This is a genomic window from Jannaschia seohaensis, assembly GCF_900116765.1.
Lineage (GTDB): Bacteria > Pseudomonadota > Alphaproteobacteria > Rhodobacterales > Rhodobacteraceae > Jannaschia > Jannaschia seohaensis.
In genome coordinates this window covers 1-17,189 of record NZ_UETC01000009.1, presented here as the reverse complement: position 1 = coordinate 17,189, position 17,189 = coordinate 1, and the positions used below count along the sequence as shown (strand labels likewise).

The following is a 17,189-nucleotide window of genomic DNA, read 5'->3' as shown; positions in this document are numbered from 1 at the left end:
GGGGAATCGCGATTAGCGGCAGGACGCCGCGTAGAGCCGCGTCATCTCCGACATGTCAGCCCGCACCAGCACCGTCGCCCGCGGCGTGCCGAGCCGTCCGCTGGGATCGGTGAGCATCGCCCCGCGGGCCGGCCCCTCCGCCAAAATCACATCGAGGCTCGCCGTCTCCGTCTCCACGGCGATCTCCGGCGACACGGCGAGCGCCGCGGCCAAGGGGTCCACGAAGCGCAGATGGTCCGGGTGGCCAAACCCTTGCGCCGTTCGCCGGGCGTGGTCCGCCAGGGCGTGGGCGAAGCGGCTGCGATCGCCCTCCGCGCCCTCGAAGATCGCATCGACCTCCGCGCCCGACAGGGCATGCGCCGTGCAGATCTCCCAGGGGACCAGCAGCACCGGCACCGTCCGCACCACGATGGCGGCCGCCTCCGGGTCGGCATAGACGTTGAATTCGGCCGCCGGGGTGACGTTGCCGCGCCCGTGCCGAGTCCCGCCCATCACGATCAGCCGCCCGATCCCATCGCCGATCTCGGGGGCAAGTCGCAGCGCCAGCGCGATATTCGTCAACGGCCCGATCGCCAGCAGGTCCACCGGCGCCCCCTGCGCCGCCGCCCGCCGGAGCCGCTCGACCAGCCAGTTGACCGCATCGCGCCCCACGGGCGCCCCCTGTCGCGCGGGCCGCGGCGCACTGCCCAGCCCGTCTTCGCCATGGATCTCGCGCGCGTCGACACGCGGCGCGAGCAGCGGCGCCCCCTGCCCCATATGGACCGGCACATCGACGCCCGCCCAGGCCAGCACGGTCAACATGTTGCGTGTCGCCGCCTCCAGCGCGACATTGCCGAACACGGTCGTGATCGCCTCCGGCACCACCCCTGCCGCCAAAAGCAGCAGGAGCGCCTGCGCATCATCCACCCCGCCATCGGTATCGAGGATCAGCGGCGCGCGCGCGGTCACCAGGCGCCCTCCGCCCATCGGCAGCGCTTGCCGTTCCGCCGTTCGACGCCTAGCGTCGGGCCAAAGAAGTACGGGGATGACATCATGACCAAAACCCTTCCGATCGCGCTCGCCGCGACTCTGTCGATGACGGGGGCAGCCGCCGCCCAGGACACGTTCACCATTTCCTGGTGGGGGTTCAACGGCGACAAGCTCCAGGCGAACCTCGTCGATCCCTTTCAGGAGATGTGCGGCTGTGAGGTCATCTTCGAGACCGGGAACAACGCCGATCGGCTCAACAAGCTGATCGCGCGCGGCGGGACCGATGTGGACGTGATCTTCCTGACCGACAGCTTCAGCCAGCTCGGCATCGAAGCGGGCATCTTCCAGGAGATCGATCGCGCCCAGATCCCTAATATCGAAAAGCTCTACGAGATCGGCCAGGCGCCCCAAGGCCCCTATGGCCCCGCCTATACCGTGGGCCGCGTCGGCATCGTCTACGACACCGCCGAGGTGGAGCCGCTCACCTCCTGGGACGACCTCTGGCGCGAGGATCTGGAGAGCGCGGTCACCCTGCCCGGCATCACGACGACCGCCGGGCCGATGATCGTCGTCAAGGCGGGCGACCATGCGGGCACCGACGCCTATGAGGACGCCGACCCGGCCTTCGCCGCCCTGGAAGAGCTGGCCGTGAACTCCGTCAAGAACTACCAGACCGGCTCCGAGATGATTAACCTCGTTTCCACCGGCGAAGCGCATGTCGCCGTTGCGCAGGACTTCGCCCTGGGCCGTCTGACCGCCGCCGTGCCGACCATGGTCTGGGCCGATCTGGAGGACGGGGACATCGCCACGCTCAACACGGTGAACATCCCCGTGGGCTCCGAGAACGTCGAGCTGGCGCATCAGTTCATCAACTTCCTGCTCTCGACCGAGATCCAGACGATCCAGGCGCAGCAGGGCGTCGATGCCCCGATCAATGCCGAGGTCGAACTGACCGAGGAAGAGGCCGCGGGCTGGACCTACGGGCAGGCCCAGATCGATTCGCTGCAACGGATGCAGTATGAAGAGATGAATGCCGCCAAGACCGAATGGATCGACCGCTGGGCGGAAGTGTTCGGCCTCTGAGCCTGAAGCTCCTTCTTCTTCCCTGTAGAAATATCCCGGGGGTCCGGGGGCAGCGCCCCCGGCCCTTTCCTTTCCGTTAGAAGGTCCGGATCAATCGACGTACCTCGCCTCGCACGGGCCCGGCCCGCCCCATGACCGACCGCCGCCTCGCCTGGGCCCTCGCCATGCCAGCGCTGCTGCTGGTCGCGCTGTTTCTCGGCCTGCCGGTCCTGTCGACCTTCGGCACGACCTTCACGACCGATGACGGCCTCTTCGCCACCTATGAGGCCTTCTTCCAGTCCCGCTTCCGCCGCTCCGTCCTGTGGCGGACGATGGAGGTGGCGACGATCACCACGGCGATCTCCGTCGCCATCGGCTTTCCCACGGCCTGGGTCGTCGCCCGCGCGCCGCGCACGCTCAAGAGCCTGCTGATCGTCGCCGCCGTCTTTCCGCTGCTGACCGGCGTCGTCGTCCGCTCCTTCGCCTGGCTTGTGATCCTGGGCCGCAACGGCATCCTCAACGGCGCGCTCGAGCGGCTGGGACTGATCGAGGAACCGCTGACGATGCTCTACACCCAAGGCGCGGTGATCGTCGCGATGGTCTATCTCTTCGTGCCGCTGATGATCCTGACCCTGGTGGGCGTGCTCGACGCGATCCCCGAGGATCTGACCGACGCGGCCGCGTCGCTCGGCGCCACGCCCGCCGCGACCTTCCGCCAAGTCGTACTGCCGATGGCGGTGCCGGGCCTGATCGTAGGCGCGGTGCTGGTCTTCACCGGCTCCTTCACCTCCTATGCCACGCCGCAACTCCTGGGCGGGGAGCGGCAGATGATGATGGGCACGTTCCTGCATCAGCGCGCCATGGTGACCTTCGACTGGGTCGGCGCCTCGACCATCGCGGCGATCATGGTCGTCGTCACCCTGGCCACGGTCTGGGGTATGTCCCGCCTGGCCAACCGCCTGAATCCGGTGGCGGGATGAGGCGGCGCATTCACCCCGCGCTGGCGGCCTTCGCGGTCGTCACCTTCCTGTTCCTGCTCGGGCCGCTGATCATCATCGTCGGCACGTCCCTGTCGGATACCGTCTTCCTGGCCTTCCCCCCCCAGGGGCTCACCCTGCGCTGGTTCGAGAACGCCTTCGAGATCAGCGCCTTCCGCCGAACCATGTGGACCAGCTTCACGCTGGCGGTGCTGGGCACGGCGCTGTCGCTCCTGATCGGCATCCCGGCGGCCTACGCGATGGCGCGCTACCGCATCCAGTTGCCGCGCTTCCTGGGGACGATCTTCGTCCTGCCCGTGCTCGTGCCCGAGATCGTTCTAGGCTTTGCGCTGATGAAGTCGGTCGCGACCGGGCTCGACACGCCGATCTACACGACGCTGCTGGTGGGCCATGCCCTTCTGGTTCTGCCCTATTGCGTGCGCGTCGTGGGCGCCTCCCTCGCCCAGTTCGACTTCTCCATCGAGGAGGCGGCGGTCTCGCTGGGCTGCCCGCGTTGGAAGGCCTTCCTGACCGTCGTCCTGCCCAATATCCAAGGCGGCGTGATCGCGGCTTTCGTGCTGGCCTTCATCACCTCGCTCAACGACGTCTCGATCTCGATCTTCCTGACCGGGCCGGGCGTCTCGACCCTTCCCATCCAACTGCTCGCCCATATGGAGCAGTTCTTCGACCCCACCATCGCCTCCGTCTCGGTCCTCCTGATGTTCGTCACCGTCGCGGTGATGGCCCTAGTGGAGCGAACGCTGGGCCTGACCTTCCTGGCCAAATGACCGTTTCCCTGACCCTCGACCATGTCTCCGCAAGCTATGGGCGCACGCGCGTCCTTGAAGACCTCTCGCTGGAGGTCGGCGCAGGCGAACTCGTCTCCCTGCTCGGCGCCTCGGGCTGCGGCAAGACCACGACGCTGCGGCTGGTGGCCGGGTTCCTGACCCCGGATGCCGGCACGATCCGGCTGGGCGAGCGCGACCTGACCCGCCTGCCCGCTCATGCCCGGGATATCGGGCTGGTCTTTCAGACCTACGCCCTGTTCCCGCATCTCACGGTGCTCGACAACGTGGCTTTCGGGCTCAAGCAACGCGGGCTCGGCCGCGCCGCCCGGCGCGCCCAGGCCGGGGAGATGATCGAGCGCGTCGGTCTCACCGGCTTCGCCGATCGCTATCCCGCGAACCTTTCGGGCGGTCAGAGGCAGCGCGTGGCGCTGGCCCGCGCGCTGGTCATCGATCCGCCGCTCCTGATGTTTGACGAGCCGCTCTCCAATCTCGACGCCAAGCTGCGGGTCGACATGCGGGTCGAGATCCGCCGGCTGCAACGCGCCAACGGCACCACAGCGCTCTACGTCACCCACGACCAGGAGGAGGCGTTCAGCATCTCCGACCGCGTCGCCATCATGGATGCGGGGAGGATCATGCAGCTGGATGCGCCCGAGGTACTCTATTCCAAGCCCGCCAACGCCTTCGTCGCGGATTTCGTCGGCTTCGAGACCTTGATCCCGATGCGGGCGGTGGCCGAGGCGGGGGATGCCGTGCGGGTCGAGATGGAGGGCGGCGCGACGCTGGACCTGCCCCGTGCGCAATGGACCGTGCCCGGTCAGGAGATGATCTTCGCCGCCCGCCCCGACGGCCTGGTCGTGGCCCGGGAGGGGGAGGGCATCCCGGCGCGGCTCGGCCTGCGCACCTATCTCGGCCGCGCCTACCAATACCGCTGCGAAACCGCCGCCGGAGAGGTCAGCGCCAACGGTCCGCTGAGCCAGCCGATGGAGCCAGGAGAGACCGCCGTGCTGATCCCGAACCCGGAGCAGTGCTGCCTCTTGCCGGCATCGAATGCCTGACGGTCGTCCGGTGTCGGGTCTTCTGTTGGCCGGTGGCGGATTGCGCCTCGTCTCCCGTCAGGAGGCTGTCGGGCGGCGGTCCTCTTTTAGGATTCGGTCGCAGGGAGAGGATCTGGACCCCTGACCTTCGGGATCAGAGTTTGTCCAAAGCTCATACGCCAGTCAAAACCCCACGCGTGTCGGCCCTAAGCATCTTATCGAAGGTATTTTCCGCCCCCCCGACGCTCGACCCAGCGGGAAGGGCGTGCCGCGCCCGGACTGACAGAGCGTCGCGTCGAGAAGCGCCCCGTTCTCGCTGCTGACCGCATCCGGTTCGATGATGACCTTGGCGGCTTTGGCGTCCGCGTTCTCCGAAGCGTGCGCCCGTCCCCCCTCGCTCAATATCGAAGCGGCAGTCGCACTGGGCGGATCGCTATCGGCCAATGCGGGACGGTGAGCGTCGAAGGAGCCCACGAGAGGGCGAAGGAATCGCTCGGTGCTGATGCGGCGGGGAAAGCCCCAGCGGTGGGTGGGCAGCGCCGCGCGCCGACCGCGCCAGACTGCACCAAGAGCGACGACCCGAAGGCTCGGCGCCCTCTCGAAACGCATCACACCCTGGGACGTCTGGAGCCTTCGACCGGACGGCTCCGATACCTGTGCCGGGCGGCTCCTCACGATCGGAGACGCTGGCCCCCGCTCCCACCACGTAGAGCGCGGACCAGGATCAGTGCATCCGGTGCATCCGCCCCACACGCTCCGTCGGCTCTTCCTCCTCAGCGAGGGCCAAGCCATCCACGACCATGCTGAGGATATCCGATGAGGACAGGCCGGACCGCGCCAAATTGGCCACCATTTCGACGATGAATCGGTCGGTCAGGCAGTCGAGGCAGATGCCTCTTTGCTGCGCGCGATTGCCCAGGGCGGCCATTTCCTCTTCGATGAAGTCCTCGAAGCCCGGTTCGCCTTCGTGAATCATGTCGTCCTGCATCCGCCTCTCCTGTCGCGGCGAGACGAGCTCGCCTTTGAGGAAGGCTGCCCAAGGCGTGCAGCCCCCAAGGCCACGATGGGGCATCGTGCCGCTATGTAAAGCCGTCTGAGGCTTTCCTCGCCGGTTACAGGCCCGGCTTCCAGATCGAGAACGAGCGCCACCGCATGTGTCCGCTCGACAAGGCTGGCGATGGACTCGTCGTCCGCGTGGGATCCGGCCGACAGGAGCGCGACCGAGGTTCGCGATGCCCGCGCCAGCGCGTCGGCCAAGGCACGGGCCGCCTCCGACGGGCCCGGCTCCCCTCCGAGCAGAGCGACGCGGCTCAGATGCCGGAAGACGGCGCGCTGCCCCAGAAGCAGGATATCCTCGCCGCTCAGCCCAGCGCAGGCCGCAGTCACGAGGTCGCCCGCGGCCAGAGCGCAGTCCCATTCGGTGTTCAGGGCTTTCGCGAGGCTCGACAGTCGCGCGCCAAACTCGGACGCGTCCCGCCGCGCCAGCCGCTGCAGCCGGTCGACCGTCGGACGCGCCATGAGCGTGCCGCGCGTCGAGACGATCTTCGGGTCGCGGCCGCTCCAGAAGTCGTTATCCTCCGGCTCGATGATCAGGCCGGAGGGCCTGGCGGGCGCCCATCCCAGGATCGCAGGGCACAAGGATAGCGCTGCATCCGCGCCGCCGAGGCTTTCGGCGGCGATGACCAGCCTTCGCTCCGCCGGGCTCATCGCTGCTCTCCTTCATCCCCCGCCGCGGCGCGAGATGCGAAGGATTTGCGCATCGCGGCGAATTCGCGAAGCCGTGCCTCGACACGCGCGTTGACACCATTTTCCGGGAACGTCCCATCGTCCCCCCGCGCGCCCGCCGGAACGCCTGTCATCAGCGCGACCGCCTCATCGACGGTCGTGATCGGGATGACACTGAACTTTCCGGCCTCCACTGCATCCGTCACGCGCTCCCGGAGCATCAGGTGGTCGATATTGGCGGCCGGAATGAGCACGGCCTGATCGCCGGTCAGCCCTCTTTCGGCGCAGATGTCGAAAAACCCTTCGATCTTCTCGTTCACGCCGCCGATGGCCTGGACCTGACCCAACTGATTGACCGACCCGGTGATCGCCACATCCTGCCGGAGCTCCAGTTCGGACAGGGCGGAGAGCAGCGCGATCAGTTCGGCGCAGGAGGCGCTGTCGCCTTCGATGCCGCCGTAGCTCTGTTCGAACACGAGGCTCGCGTGAAGCGAGAACGGCATGTCGCACGCATAGGTCGTCGTCAGGTATCCCGACAGGATCATGACGCCCTTGGAGTGCAGCGGACCGCCGAGTTCGACCTCGCGCTCGATATCGATGAGCTTCCCGGTTCCCATCCGCACACGCGCCGTAATGCGGGACGGTCGCCCAAAACGAAATCTGCCAAGTTCGTAGACCGACAGGCCGTTGATCTGGCCGACCTTCTTCCCATCCGTGTCGATCATGATCGTCTGGCGCGTGATCGCTTCGCGTACGCGGTCGCGGACCCGGGAGGCCCGCCTGTCACGCTCGGTCACGGCCTGTTCGACATCCTGTCGCAGAACCTCCTTGCGGTCATTGGCGCGCGAATAGTGCTCCGCCTCGCGGAGGATATCGGTGATCGTGCCAAGCCGGAGCGAGAGCTTCGTGGCGTCCTCGGCAAGCCGGCTCGATTCATCGAGCAGGCAGGCGAGTGCGTCCGGCGTGACGGGAAGCAACTCCTCCTTTTCGGCATATCGGTGCAGCAGAAGCGCCATCTGGCCAAGCGTTTCGTCATTGCGCCCGAGATTTTCCTCGAAATCCGCCTGAACCTTGAACAGCTCCTGGACATCGGGATCGAGCATGACAAGGAGCGCATAGAGAAAGCGGTCTCCGACCAAAACCACCCTGACATCGAGCGGAATCGAATCCGGTTCGAGCGACGTCGTCGAGAACAGGCTGACCCGCTCGGCAAGCGAGGTGATCGTGATCGACTGCTCCTTGATGCTCCGCTTGAGCGCGTCCCATGCGAAGGGCTCGCTCAACACCCGGCGTGCATCGAGGACGAGATAGCCGCCATTCGCGCGATGAAGCGCGCCGGGCCGGATCAGCGTGAAATCCGTGACCAGCGAGCCCATCTGCGAGACGTGTTCGATCCGTCCGACCAACCTGTCGAAGGTCGGCAGATCCTCGACCACGACGGGCGCGCCTTCGGGTGCGGCCGGTTGATGGCCGACCATGACATTGACCATGTATCGCCGGAAAAGCGGCTCGAGATGGGCCTTCCCCGAGACTTCCGGAAAAGGACCGTCGGGCCGTTCCGACTTGGCCTGTAGAAAGAGTTCGGGATTCTCGACCATGTCGTCATGCACCCGGGACAGAAAGTCAGCGGCCGCTCCGGCGTCGCCCAAGGTTTCCCGGGCCTCGTCGATCCGCCCCGAGACGGCGCGCTTGGCCATTTCGCCATTGAGCATCTCAATGCGGTTCCGGTGTTCCCGCTCCAATTTCGGCGTCTTTGCGAGAACGTCCTGCAACTCGTCCTGGAAACGCGCGATCTTTTCCTCGATGACCTTTTGATCCTCTTCGGGAAGCTTGTTGAACTCCTCCGTCTTGACGACGTGACCGTCGCGGATCGCCGCCACCATGAACCCCATGGGCGTCCGCAGAAGCGCGATGTCCTCGGCCCGGGCCCGGTTGGTGAAGTCGGCCATCGCCTCTTCCTGTTGCGTCCCGAACTCTTCGTCGATGATGCGTCTTTGCGTTCGATACTCCTCGGACTCGAACAACTCCGGGATGTCGTTGGCGAGATCGTTGACCACGCGCACCATCTCGGCCTTGAGGCGCTCGGCCGCGCCGGCGGGAAGCCGGAGGGCGACCGGTTTGCGCGGCTCATCGAAATTGTTGACATAGGCCAGATCCTCGGGGGTTTCCCGGCTCAGGGCCCGCTCTTTGAGGATCTCTTGGACTGCGGTGTGACGCCCCGTTCCCTCCGGCCCTACCACGAATAGGTTGAAGTCGGCGTGGCGGATATCAACCGCCAGCCGAAGAGCCGAGAGGCCGCGATCCTGACCGACCAGACTGCTGCCTGCATGGAGCTGTTGCCCCGCGCGGGATAGCTGTTTCGGGTCGCATCGCTGCCTCAGTTGATCCACAGGCAGGGGCCGGGGCATTTCAGTCGTCATCGAAATCTTCCAGACAGGTCGGACGAGGCCAAACTAGCGCATCCCGCAAGTCATCGGGCTGATTTCGGTCAACCTCCGGCCATTCAAGATCTTGACGCCGGTCAAGGCTCGCTCCCCGGTCATCCTGCAACGATGGCTTCAAATCATGCGAACGCGGGAGCGTGTCATCACAGCCGGAACTCAATCCTCGAATGGTGAGCCCCGTCTCAAGCGGTCGATCGGCCTGACCGGCCTCGTGCTCTATGGTCTTGGAGTCACCATCGGGGCCGGGATCTACGTTCTCGTCGGCGAAGCGGTCGTGCGAGCGGGTCAGTACGCGCCGGCAGCCTTCTTGCTTTCGGCAATCGTAATGGCCTTCACGGCCGGCACTTTCGCCGAATTGTCGAGCCGAGTGCCTCAGGCAGCGGGCGAGGCGGTCTATGTCGAGGCCGGGTTCCGGCTGGGTTGGCTGACACTGCTCGTCGGCCTCGCGGTGTTGATCGAAGCGATGATCGCCGCGGCGGCCATCGCGGTCGGCGCGGCGGGCTATGTCGCGGAACTCATCGCCTTGCCGAGGCAAGTGCTGATCGCGGCGATCGTGCTGCTGATGGCAGCGATCGCGGCCTGGGGCATACGCGAAAGCGTCGCGATCGCCGGAACAATGACGCTGATCGAGGTCGTCGGGCTCCTGGTCATCATCGCCTCCGGCATCGGCGCGGACCCGTCCGCACTCGCCGAGCTCCCCGCCTCGGTCATGCCGCCTCTGTCGGAGACGGGCGCGATCGGCGGGGTTCTGGCGGCCAGCCTGATCGCCTTCTTCGCCTTCATCGGATTCGACGATATCGTCAATCTCGTCGAAGAGGCGCGCGAGCCGCGCCGGGATTTGCCATGGGCCATCGGCATCACCCTCGTTCTGGTGACGCTCATCTACGTCCTGATTGCCTTCGTCGCGGTCAGAGCCGTCCCCGTGGAAGCTTTGGCTGGCAGCAGCGCACCGATCAGCGTCATGTTCGAGGAACTCACGGGGCTTCAGCCCCTCGTGATCAACCTCATTGCCATCATGGCGACCATGAACGGCGTGGTGATCATCCTGATCATGGCCGCCCGCGTGGCCTACGGGATGGCCCGCGAGAATCGCTTGCCCTCCTGGCTGGGCAAGGTCTCCGAGCGAACCCGAACGCCGCTTCGCGCGACCGTCGTGGTGACCGGAGGCGTGCTGGCTCTCGCGCTCTTCACGCCGCTTGATCTCCTGGCCGAAACCACGTCAGCGGCGATGCTTTTCGTGTTCTTCATGGTCAATCTGGCCCTCATCCGGCTTAAGGTGATCGGCACGCCGCCCCCTGAGAACAGCTTTCGCGTCCCGATGATCGTGCCCGTCGCCGGCGCTCTGAGTTGCGTCGGCCTGCTGGGCGGAGCGTGGCTCATCGGTTCGTAAGATCCTTGTTTCTGGGGCGCCGTCTAACCGGGCGCGGATCCCCAAGAACACGGCTGGCAGGGATTCCAGCCGGAAGGGCCGTGCTGATCCAAAAGGCTCTTATCGGCTTCGATAGCAAGTCGGGGCCGACCGCTATTCCGAGGGCGCAAACGCGATGCCCTTATCCGGGAAGGCGTCGCGCAGGTTGGCTGAGAGAAATTCCCGAACGGTTCGATTTGTCCATGCCGATTAAGGCGAGGTGACCGGCGATGAGTTCTATCGCTTGGCGAAGGAAACCCGGGCCAGGGAGGGGCGGAACTTCGACCCGAAACGCTTCTTCACCGACGATGACGAACTTCTCCACTTCGGCGGGCGCACCTAGACCACGAGATTGCCGCGCTCACCTTTCTTGACATGTGGGATAAGTCTGCCTGGGGAAAGGATAACCTCGCCCATCACCTGATTTGTGCAACAAAGCCCTGTGGCACGAGAACGCAAGTCGTCCGACACGTTCACGCTGACTGGGCGACACAGGAGCTCGTTGTTACTGTCATCGCCGAAGTCCGGATCCGAGGGCCGCATGCGGCACCGGTGCCTCCGAGCGCTTCGACGAACCGGCGTGCCCGCCGCAGGCGGGCGCGCGGGTCGCCCCGCCGACACCCATCCTCTGAGCGATGCAGCAGCGGGCACCCAGGTCGAAGAGATGCTCATCTGGTTGGAACGACAGGAACTTTTGGCCGGATCCTGAGCCCCGACGCCGACTCTGTCCGTGACAGAACGGGCCGGGGCCGATAGCGTGGCGGCAAGGTAACCGGGGGACCTGTGGATGAGTGTCGAAGGCTTTCTGACCTTCACGGGCGGGGACGCGCCCCTAGAGGGAACCACCGGTAGCGAGGGGCGCGAGGGCGCCTTCGCGCTTTTCGATCTGGATTTCGGGCTGGGTCAGGCAATTGACGTAACCGGCGACGTGCTGCCTCAGCTCGCCTCGATCTCGGTGGAGCTGTCGCGGGAAGACGGCGCGCGGGCAGGGCTGGTCGCCGCGCTGGAAGGGGACGACCGGTTCGACGAGGCGAAGATCGAGATCGTGCGCCGCGACGCCAAGGATCAGGAGCTGGCCGTCCAGACCTTCACCCTGGGCGAGGTCGGGATCGCGGCCTACCGGGAGGAACTCAACACCAATATCGGCGTGGCGCTGACCTTCGAGGCGCTGACCATCGAGACCTTCCAGATCGATCCCGTGGGTCAGAGCGCCAAGCTGGCCAATACCCTGACCTTCGATCCCGACGACGCCGAGGCGCCGTTCCTGGTCTCGACGTCACCGCCCGGCACCGATCTTTCGGCGATCGAGACCGACACCCAGGCGTTTCTCGTGCTCGATGGGATCAACGGCAGCAGCGTTGACAAGGTGCAGAGTGACGATACCGACGTCTTCGACAGCGTGTTCGACGTCTTTCGCGAGGGCGACGGCGTGGCTGTCGCGCCGCTCGCGGTCGATATCTCGCCCGAGGACAAGGCCGGACCGCTCCTTCTGAAACAGACGATTACAGGCGCATCTATCGCGAGGGTTGACCTACTTGGCCGCGTCAGCGACTTGGCGCGCGAGATGCCGACCAATGATCTGGTCCTCAATCTCCCGGCCCGTGCCATCGTCTCCTCCTTCACCCGTGACGACGACTTCGCGACGCATGTCGGGTTCCGTCCCGCCGGCAAGCTGGAGTTTTCGACGACTCCCGTCGTGGAGGATGGCAAGTTCGGGGCGAAGGTGGACGCCGCGATCGACCTGGCCCGCGACTCGCCCAACGAAGCGCTTCCCGACGGGTTCGCCTCGACCGGGGTGCCGCTGGGATCCCCCGCGGGCAACATCTTCCTGACCATCGATGGGATCGACGGCCCGGGCGTGGACGCGCCGAGCGCGCCGGACGACGCCTTCGCGCTGGCGGGGTTCGGGTATGCGATCCTTAGCGGGACGGCCGAAACCGACCTGAAGACGAACGCTGGGGGAGGCCGCCCGCAGTTTACCCCGCTCACGGTCGACTTCGAGGCGCTCGGGCATGAAACGGCGGAGTTGTTCTCCGCGCTGCTGGCGGAGCGCGAGTTCGCGGCTGTGACCGTCATTCGGACCAACGAGGACGGGGTCGAGGCGGAACGCATCGCGTTGAAGGACGCGGTGCTCACCAGTCTCTCGACCGACAGCGTCCAGGCCCCGCGCGCCACCTTTGGGTTCGAGGCGATCTCCTTCAAGTCGAACGAGATTCTGGAGTCGGGCGAGATCGGCGCAAAGCAGAAGTTCGATTTCTCGGTCGTCGAGCAGAAACAGGATCTGAGCCTGTCCCCCGACGTCCGCGGGGCCGAGCTGGGCTTTGCCACCACCGGCCCGCGCGAGGCCGGGCCGGGCGATGCGCTGCAGCATTTCCTGAGGGCCGACGGGATCAATGGCGACAGCCAAAACAGGAATTTCAAGGACGACTTCGATGTCGACGGCTATCGCTTCGACATGTTCCGCGACGCGGAGGGCGCAACCCTCCCCGCCCTGGCCATCGAGCTGGACCTCGACACCAGGAACGGGGTCAAGCTGGCGGAGGAAGCGACCCAGGGGAAGAGCTTCGCCAGCGTCCTGCTGCAGACGACGCGCGGGGTCGACGGCGAGGATCCGGTCGTGTCGTCCTTCAAGCTCGACAAGGCCCGCATCCTCGACGTCGAAGAAACGAGCGGCGCGACCGCGACCGTGCTGCTGGGCTACGATGAGATAGAGGGCACGTTCTTCTCACTGGACGAAACCGGGGGAGCCGTCGAGAGCGCGACCTTCACGGCGACGCCGCTGGCCGCGCCCGACCAGACCTTCGAGGGCGGCGCGGCGGATGTGCCCGGCTTCGACGGGGCGGACGAGGCGGGCGCGATCTTCATGAAGATCGGCGATTTCGAAGGCGCGTCCGAGGTCGTCGAGGGCAAGATCGGCAAGGACTTCACCGACCATTTCGTCGTGGACTCCCTGGATTTCCGCAGTTCGAGCGAGCTCGCGGTCGATAATTCGGGGGACACCCCCAAGTTCCAGTCGGTCAATCCAACCCAGTCCCTGACGGTCGATCTGCGTCCGGGCCAGTTGGGCGAGTTGGACCTGCTCGACGCGCTGGCCAAGGGGACCGTGCTGCCGGAGGTCGAGATCGTCGCCTTCGACGGCGCGTCGCTCCTGAGTGACCGGACCGAGCTGACCCTCACGGACGCGCGCATCGCCTCGGTCGATATCGGGGCGGAGCGGGTGACCCGGCTCAGCTTCGACTACGAGGAGGCAGAGCGGACCCGCCTGACCGTCAACCCGGAGACAGGCGAGGCACAAGGCAATGTGCCAACGTTCTTCGCCTTTACTGGTGACTTCCCCGGCGACGTCGTCATCCGCTCCGGCCCCGCCGAGCGCGGCAGCTTCCTCACCCAGACCTTCCTCGATTTCCAGGACAACACTCTGTCCGGCCCCTCGGTCGTCGAGGGCTTCGAGGGCCAGTTCGACGTGTTCGACTGGACCCTGGAGATGGCGAAGCTGGCCGGGATCGCCGACGCGGCCGACGCGCCCCCCGAAGGTGTCGAGCTGGCCCCGCTGGAGGTCGTTCTACCCGCCTTCACCCCCGGCGTGATGGCCCTGCTCGACCGCACCCGCGACGGCAGCACCCTGCCCAACATGACGCTGAGCCTCGCGACCCCGGCCGTGGACCGGCCGCCCGAGCCGTTCGACGTCTACACCTTCTCCAACGTCTCGGTGCTGAACTTCGCGCAATCCGGCGAGCTGGTCGAGCTGGAGCTGGGCTACAGCCTGCTGAACCGGCAACTCAGGGAATTGAACAAGCTCGGCGAGTTCGAGGATTTCGAAGGCACGATCGATTTCCGCACCGACGACCGGGTGCTGGGCGGCGACGGCGCCGACCTGATCCGCACCGGCGGTGGCGCCGACTTCGCCTTCGGCGGCGCGGGCGACGACAGCGTCGACACCGGGGAGGGCGACGACGAGATCGAAGCCGGATCCGGCGCGGGCGACGACAGCTACGAGGGTGGCGAAGGCACCGACCTGATCACCTACCGCTCGACCGAGCTGGGCATCGTGCTGGACCTCGCCGCGGGGCTCGCCACCGGCTCCGAGATCGAAACGGACACGCTCAGCGGGATCGAGAACGCCGTGCTGGGCGCGGGGGCTGATTCCGGCATCGGCGACGCGCTGGCCAACGCATTGGAGGGCGGTGCGGGAGAAGACACGCTGGAAGGCGGAGATGGCGACGACACGCTGGACGGTGGCAGCGAGGAGGACGTGGCCTCGTATCAGACCGCGCCAGGTGGGGTCGCGGTCGATCTGGGCCTTGGCACCGCGACGGGTGCGGCGGGCGATGACGTCCTGATCGAGATCGAGCACGCTCTGGGTGGTGCCTTCGCGGACCGGCTGACAGGCTCGGACGGCGCGAACATGCTGATGGGTGGCGACGGCGACGACACGCTGGAAGGGGGCCTGGGCGCCGACACGCTGATGCTGGAGGGCGGCTCGGATGAGGTGCGCGGCACGCTGCTCGATTTCGACAGCGACCTGATCGGTGACCTCACAGGCGACGACACGATCTTCATCCAAGGCGCCGATCTTGGCCCGGGTGATATCCGCATCTTTGCCGCGCCCGACATCCTGCCCGAGGGCAGCGTCGCCGTCCGGTTCGCGCCCGCGGGGGCGGAAGCCGCCGAGACGACGCTCCTGCTCGAAGGGGAACTCACCAGCGCCCTCTTCCGGCTAGACCAGGCCGCGGAGGGCGCGGCGGCGCTGCGCCTGGGTGCGCCAGACGCGCTCGACGCGCTGCTGACCGACGCGGCCGAGCGCTTCGACGCGGGGCCGGCCACCCTGATCGACGCGGCCGGCGGGAACGACACGATCACCTCCAGCGTCGCCGATGCGACCGTGGTTGGCGGCGCGGGCGATGACGACCTGACGGGCGATGCCGCACCCCAGCTCTTCGTGGGGGGCGCGGGAGCGGACACGATCACCACCGGCGACGGACCCGACCGTGTGCTGGTGCGCTCCGACGACGCAACGCCCGGCACGCCCGAGCGCGACGTCATCGCGGACTTTGGCTCAGACGACGTGCTGCATCTCTTCGGGTTCGACCTGGATCTGCTGTTCGATCTGGGCCTCGCCGTGACAGAGGAGGGCCTGTTGCTCCGGCCCAGCGACGACCAGGAGATCCTGCTCCAGGGCTTCTTCCTGGAAGACGCGCGACGCACCTCGCTAAGCACCGAGGACATTGCGCTGCCGATCCTGGCCACCGCCTCAGACGCCGCAATCGCGCCCGCTGTGGTTGGCGGCGGACTCGTTCTCATCAGCGACGATCCGGGCGATCAACGTCTGGTCGGCACCGAGGAGGACGACATCCTCGGCACGGGCGCAGGCAACGACGAGCTCTCGGCGCTGGACGGCGACGATGATCTCGCGGCGGCGGCGGGCAATGATACGCTCCTCGGCGGCGGCGGGGACGATACGCTGCGTGGCGGCGCGGGCGCTGATCTGCTCGATGGCGGCGAAGGGCGCGACCGCATGGAGGGCGGAACGGGCGACGACCTCTACATCGTCGATAATCGCGGCGACGTCGTCCGGGATGAGGCCGGCACCGATATCGGTCGCGTGTCGATACCGAGCCCGTTCCGAGTGGCAGAAACGGGGCTCGACCGAGTCGAGGCCGCCGATCCGGAGACGCGACTTTTCGTATTGGGCGATGCGGGGGCGACCGAGATGCTCGGCGGTGCGACGGACGACATCCTCGTTTCGGGCGGTGGCGCCGATACGATGACCGGCGGTGCAGGCAGGGACTTCTTCACCTTCCTGCGGGATGGGTCCACCCCGAACGTCACGATCACCGATTTCGATGCGGACGATAAGCTGCTGCTGGACGACCAATTCTTTGGACTGGGAGATGCCGGAATCGACCTGCGCCCACTCGGCTTCTCCCAGGTCTTGGCCCTCGTCCGCGACGGCCTGGCCAGCTTCGACGGGCGCACGCGGGAGTTGTCCGTCGATCTCGACGGCGCCGACGGGCCGGACGGTCTGACCGTAATCGCGACCTTCGCCCAGCGTCCTCCGCTCAACGCAGACGATGTGCTGCTCATCTGACCCGGGCGAATGGCCACAGCGTGCCTCAGGTGCAACCGGCCGTGAGTTCTTGAGAAGACGTCCCGATCGCGCGTAGGCGCAAGGAACATGGATGGCGTTCGGAACGAGCATGCTGCAACCTCGACACACATATCCCGGTCCCGCGCCTACGAAAGGCAATTGCAACGTCCGACTTGGTTCGCCAGCGATGATGGCGCGGCTCACTGCAGGCAGGGCGATGAGAGGAACGTTGGAGACAACTTCGAATGCCTGCTTCGGTGATGCTGGGCCGCAGCAGGCTTGACGTAATGCAGTGACCGGTGTGGGCCGTGAGCGGACGAGACCAGCGCCAAGGTCCTAGGTCCAGCATGGGCCGAACGTGTAGAGGGCGTCTGCGCTTATCGGGCAGGGCCTAGGCGGGTTGAGAGGGGGGCCATGGCGAATGGCCCCCAGGGGTTTGGTCTGGGTGCTGTTGGTTGGAGGCAGGCCGACATCCCGCGCGTAAGACGCGCCGAGAGAAGCGAGGGTAGGTCTGGCCTGCCTGTGCGCGCGGGTGACTTCTGGCGGATCTCAGAAGCTGATGCTGGATTACCACAGCCAGGAATGCAGCTTTCTTTCTTCCACAGTGCTTCCACGGGTGTTGGAAACGCAAACGCCGCCCCGGAGGGCGGCGCTTAAGCGTTTGATTACGCGAAGGATTTTGGTTGCGGGG

At 66.4% G+C, this 17,189-nt stretch carries 11 protein-coding genes; 7 read left to right on the top strand and 4 right to left on the bottom strand.

The window, feature by feature from the left end:
* Nucleotides 1–12: 12 nt before the first annotated feature.
* The gene (locus tag DTQ71_RS16180) at nt 13–948 is read right to left on the bottom strand and encodes a nucleoside hydrolase (RefSeq protein ID WP_245947604.1); all 936 of its coding nucleotides are present in this window, start codon (nt 946–948) and stop codon (nt 13–15) included.
* A gap of 84 nt (nt 949–1,032) precedes the next feature.
* On the opposite strand from DTQ71_RS16180, the gene DTQ71_RS16175 reads away from it, so the two are divergent.
* From DTQ71_RS16175 to DTQ71_RS16160, 4 genes are all read left to right on the top strand, one after another.
* The gene (locus tag DTQ71_RS16175; RefSeq protein ID WP_109565344.1) at nt 1,033–2,052 is read left to right on the top strand and encodes an ABC transporter substrate-binding protein; all 1,020 of its coding nucleotides are present in this window, start codon (nt 1,033–1,035) and stop codon (nt 2,050–2,052) included.
* A gap of 131 nt (nt 2,053–2,183) precedes the next feature.
* Complete coding sequence (locus DTQ71_RS16170) at nt 2,184–3,011, top strand: ABC transporter permease (protein ID WP_109565343.1); 828 nt, start codon at nt 2,184–2,186, stop codon at nt 3,009–3,011.
* A complete protein-coding gene (locus tag DTQ71_RS16165; protein WP_109565342.1) occupies nt 3,008–3,796 on the top strand; it encodes an ABC transporter permease in 789 nt (262 codons plus the stop codon). Before DTQ71_RS16170 ends, DTQ71_RS16165 begins: the two co-directional genes overlap by 4 nt.
* Entirely contained in the window at nt 3,793–4,854 is a 1,062-nt protein-coding gene (locus DTQ71_RS16160; protein ID WP_109565341.1) for an ABC transporter ATP-binding protein, read from the top strand. Before DTQ71_RS16165 ends, DTQ71_RS16160 begins: the two co-directional genes overlap by 4 nt.
* Nucleotides 4,855–5,557: 703 nt before the next feature.
* On the opposite strand, the gene DTQ71_RS16155 is transcribed toward DTQ71_RS16160, so the two are convergent.
* From DTQ71_RS16155 to DTQ71_RS16145, 3 genes are read right to left on the bottom strand one after another with little or no spacing between them, the layout of a single operon-like run.
* Nucleotides 5,558–5,821 (bottom strand): kinase/pyrophosphorylase, encoded by a 264-nt coding sequence (locus DTQ71_RS16155; protein WP_109565340.1) that lies wholly within the window; start codon nt 5,819–5,821, stop codon nt 5,558–5,560.
* Complete coding sequence (locus DTQ71_RS16150) at nt 5,806–6,540, bottom strand: hypothetical protein (protein ID WP_109565339.1); 735 nt, start codon at nt 6,538–6,540, stop codon at nt 5,806–5,808. The genes DTQ71_RS16155 and DTQ71_RS16150 overlap by 16 nt, the downstream gene beginning before the upstream one ends.
* Nucleotides 6,537–8,978, bottom strand: a complete 2,442-nt coding sequence (locus tag DTQ71_RS16145; RefSeq protein WP_109565338.1) for a Lon protease family protein — start codon at nt 8,976–8,978, stop codon at nt 6,537–6,539. Before DTQ71_RS16145 ends, DTQ71_RS16150 begins: the two co-directional genes overlap by 4 nt.
* Before the next feature lie 145 nt (nt 8,979–9,123).
* On the opposite strand from DTQ71_RS16145, the gene DTQ71_RS16140 reads away from it, so the two are divergent.
* From DTQ71_RS16140 to DTQ71_RS16135, 3 genes are all read left to right on the top strand, one after another.
* A complete protein-coding gene (locus tag DTQ71_RS16140; RefSeq protein WP_109565337.1) occupies nt 9,124–10,392 on the top strand; it encodes an APC family permease in 1,269 nt (422 codons plus the stop codon).
* Between the two features lie 238 nt (nt 10,393–10,630).
* On the top strand, nt 10,631–10,753 hold the full coding sequence (locus DTQ71_RS24665; protein ID WP_281271249.1) for a hypothetical protein: 123 nt from the start codon (nt 10,631–10,633) through the stop codon (nt 10,751–10,753).
* A gap of 444 nt (nt 10,754–11,197) precedes the next feature.
* Nucleotides 11,198–16,498: a type VI secretion system tube protein Hcp gene (locus tag DTQ71_RS16135; protein WP_109565336.1), complete on the top strand. Its 5,301-nt coding sequence runs from the start codon at nt 11,198–11,200 to the stop codon at nt 16,496–16,498.
* Nucleotides 16,499–17,189 lie beyond the last annotated feature (691 nt).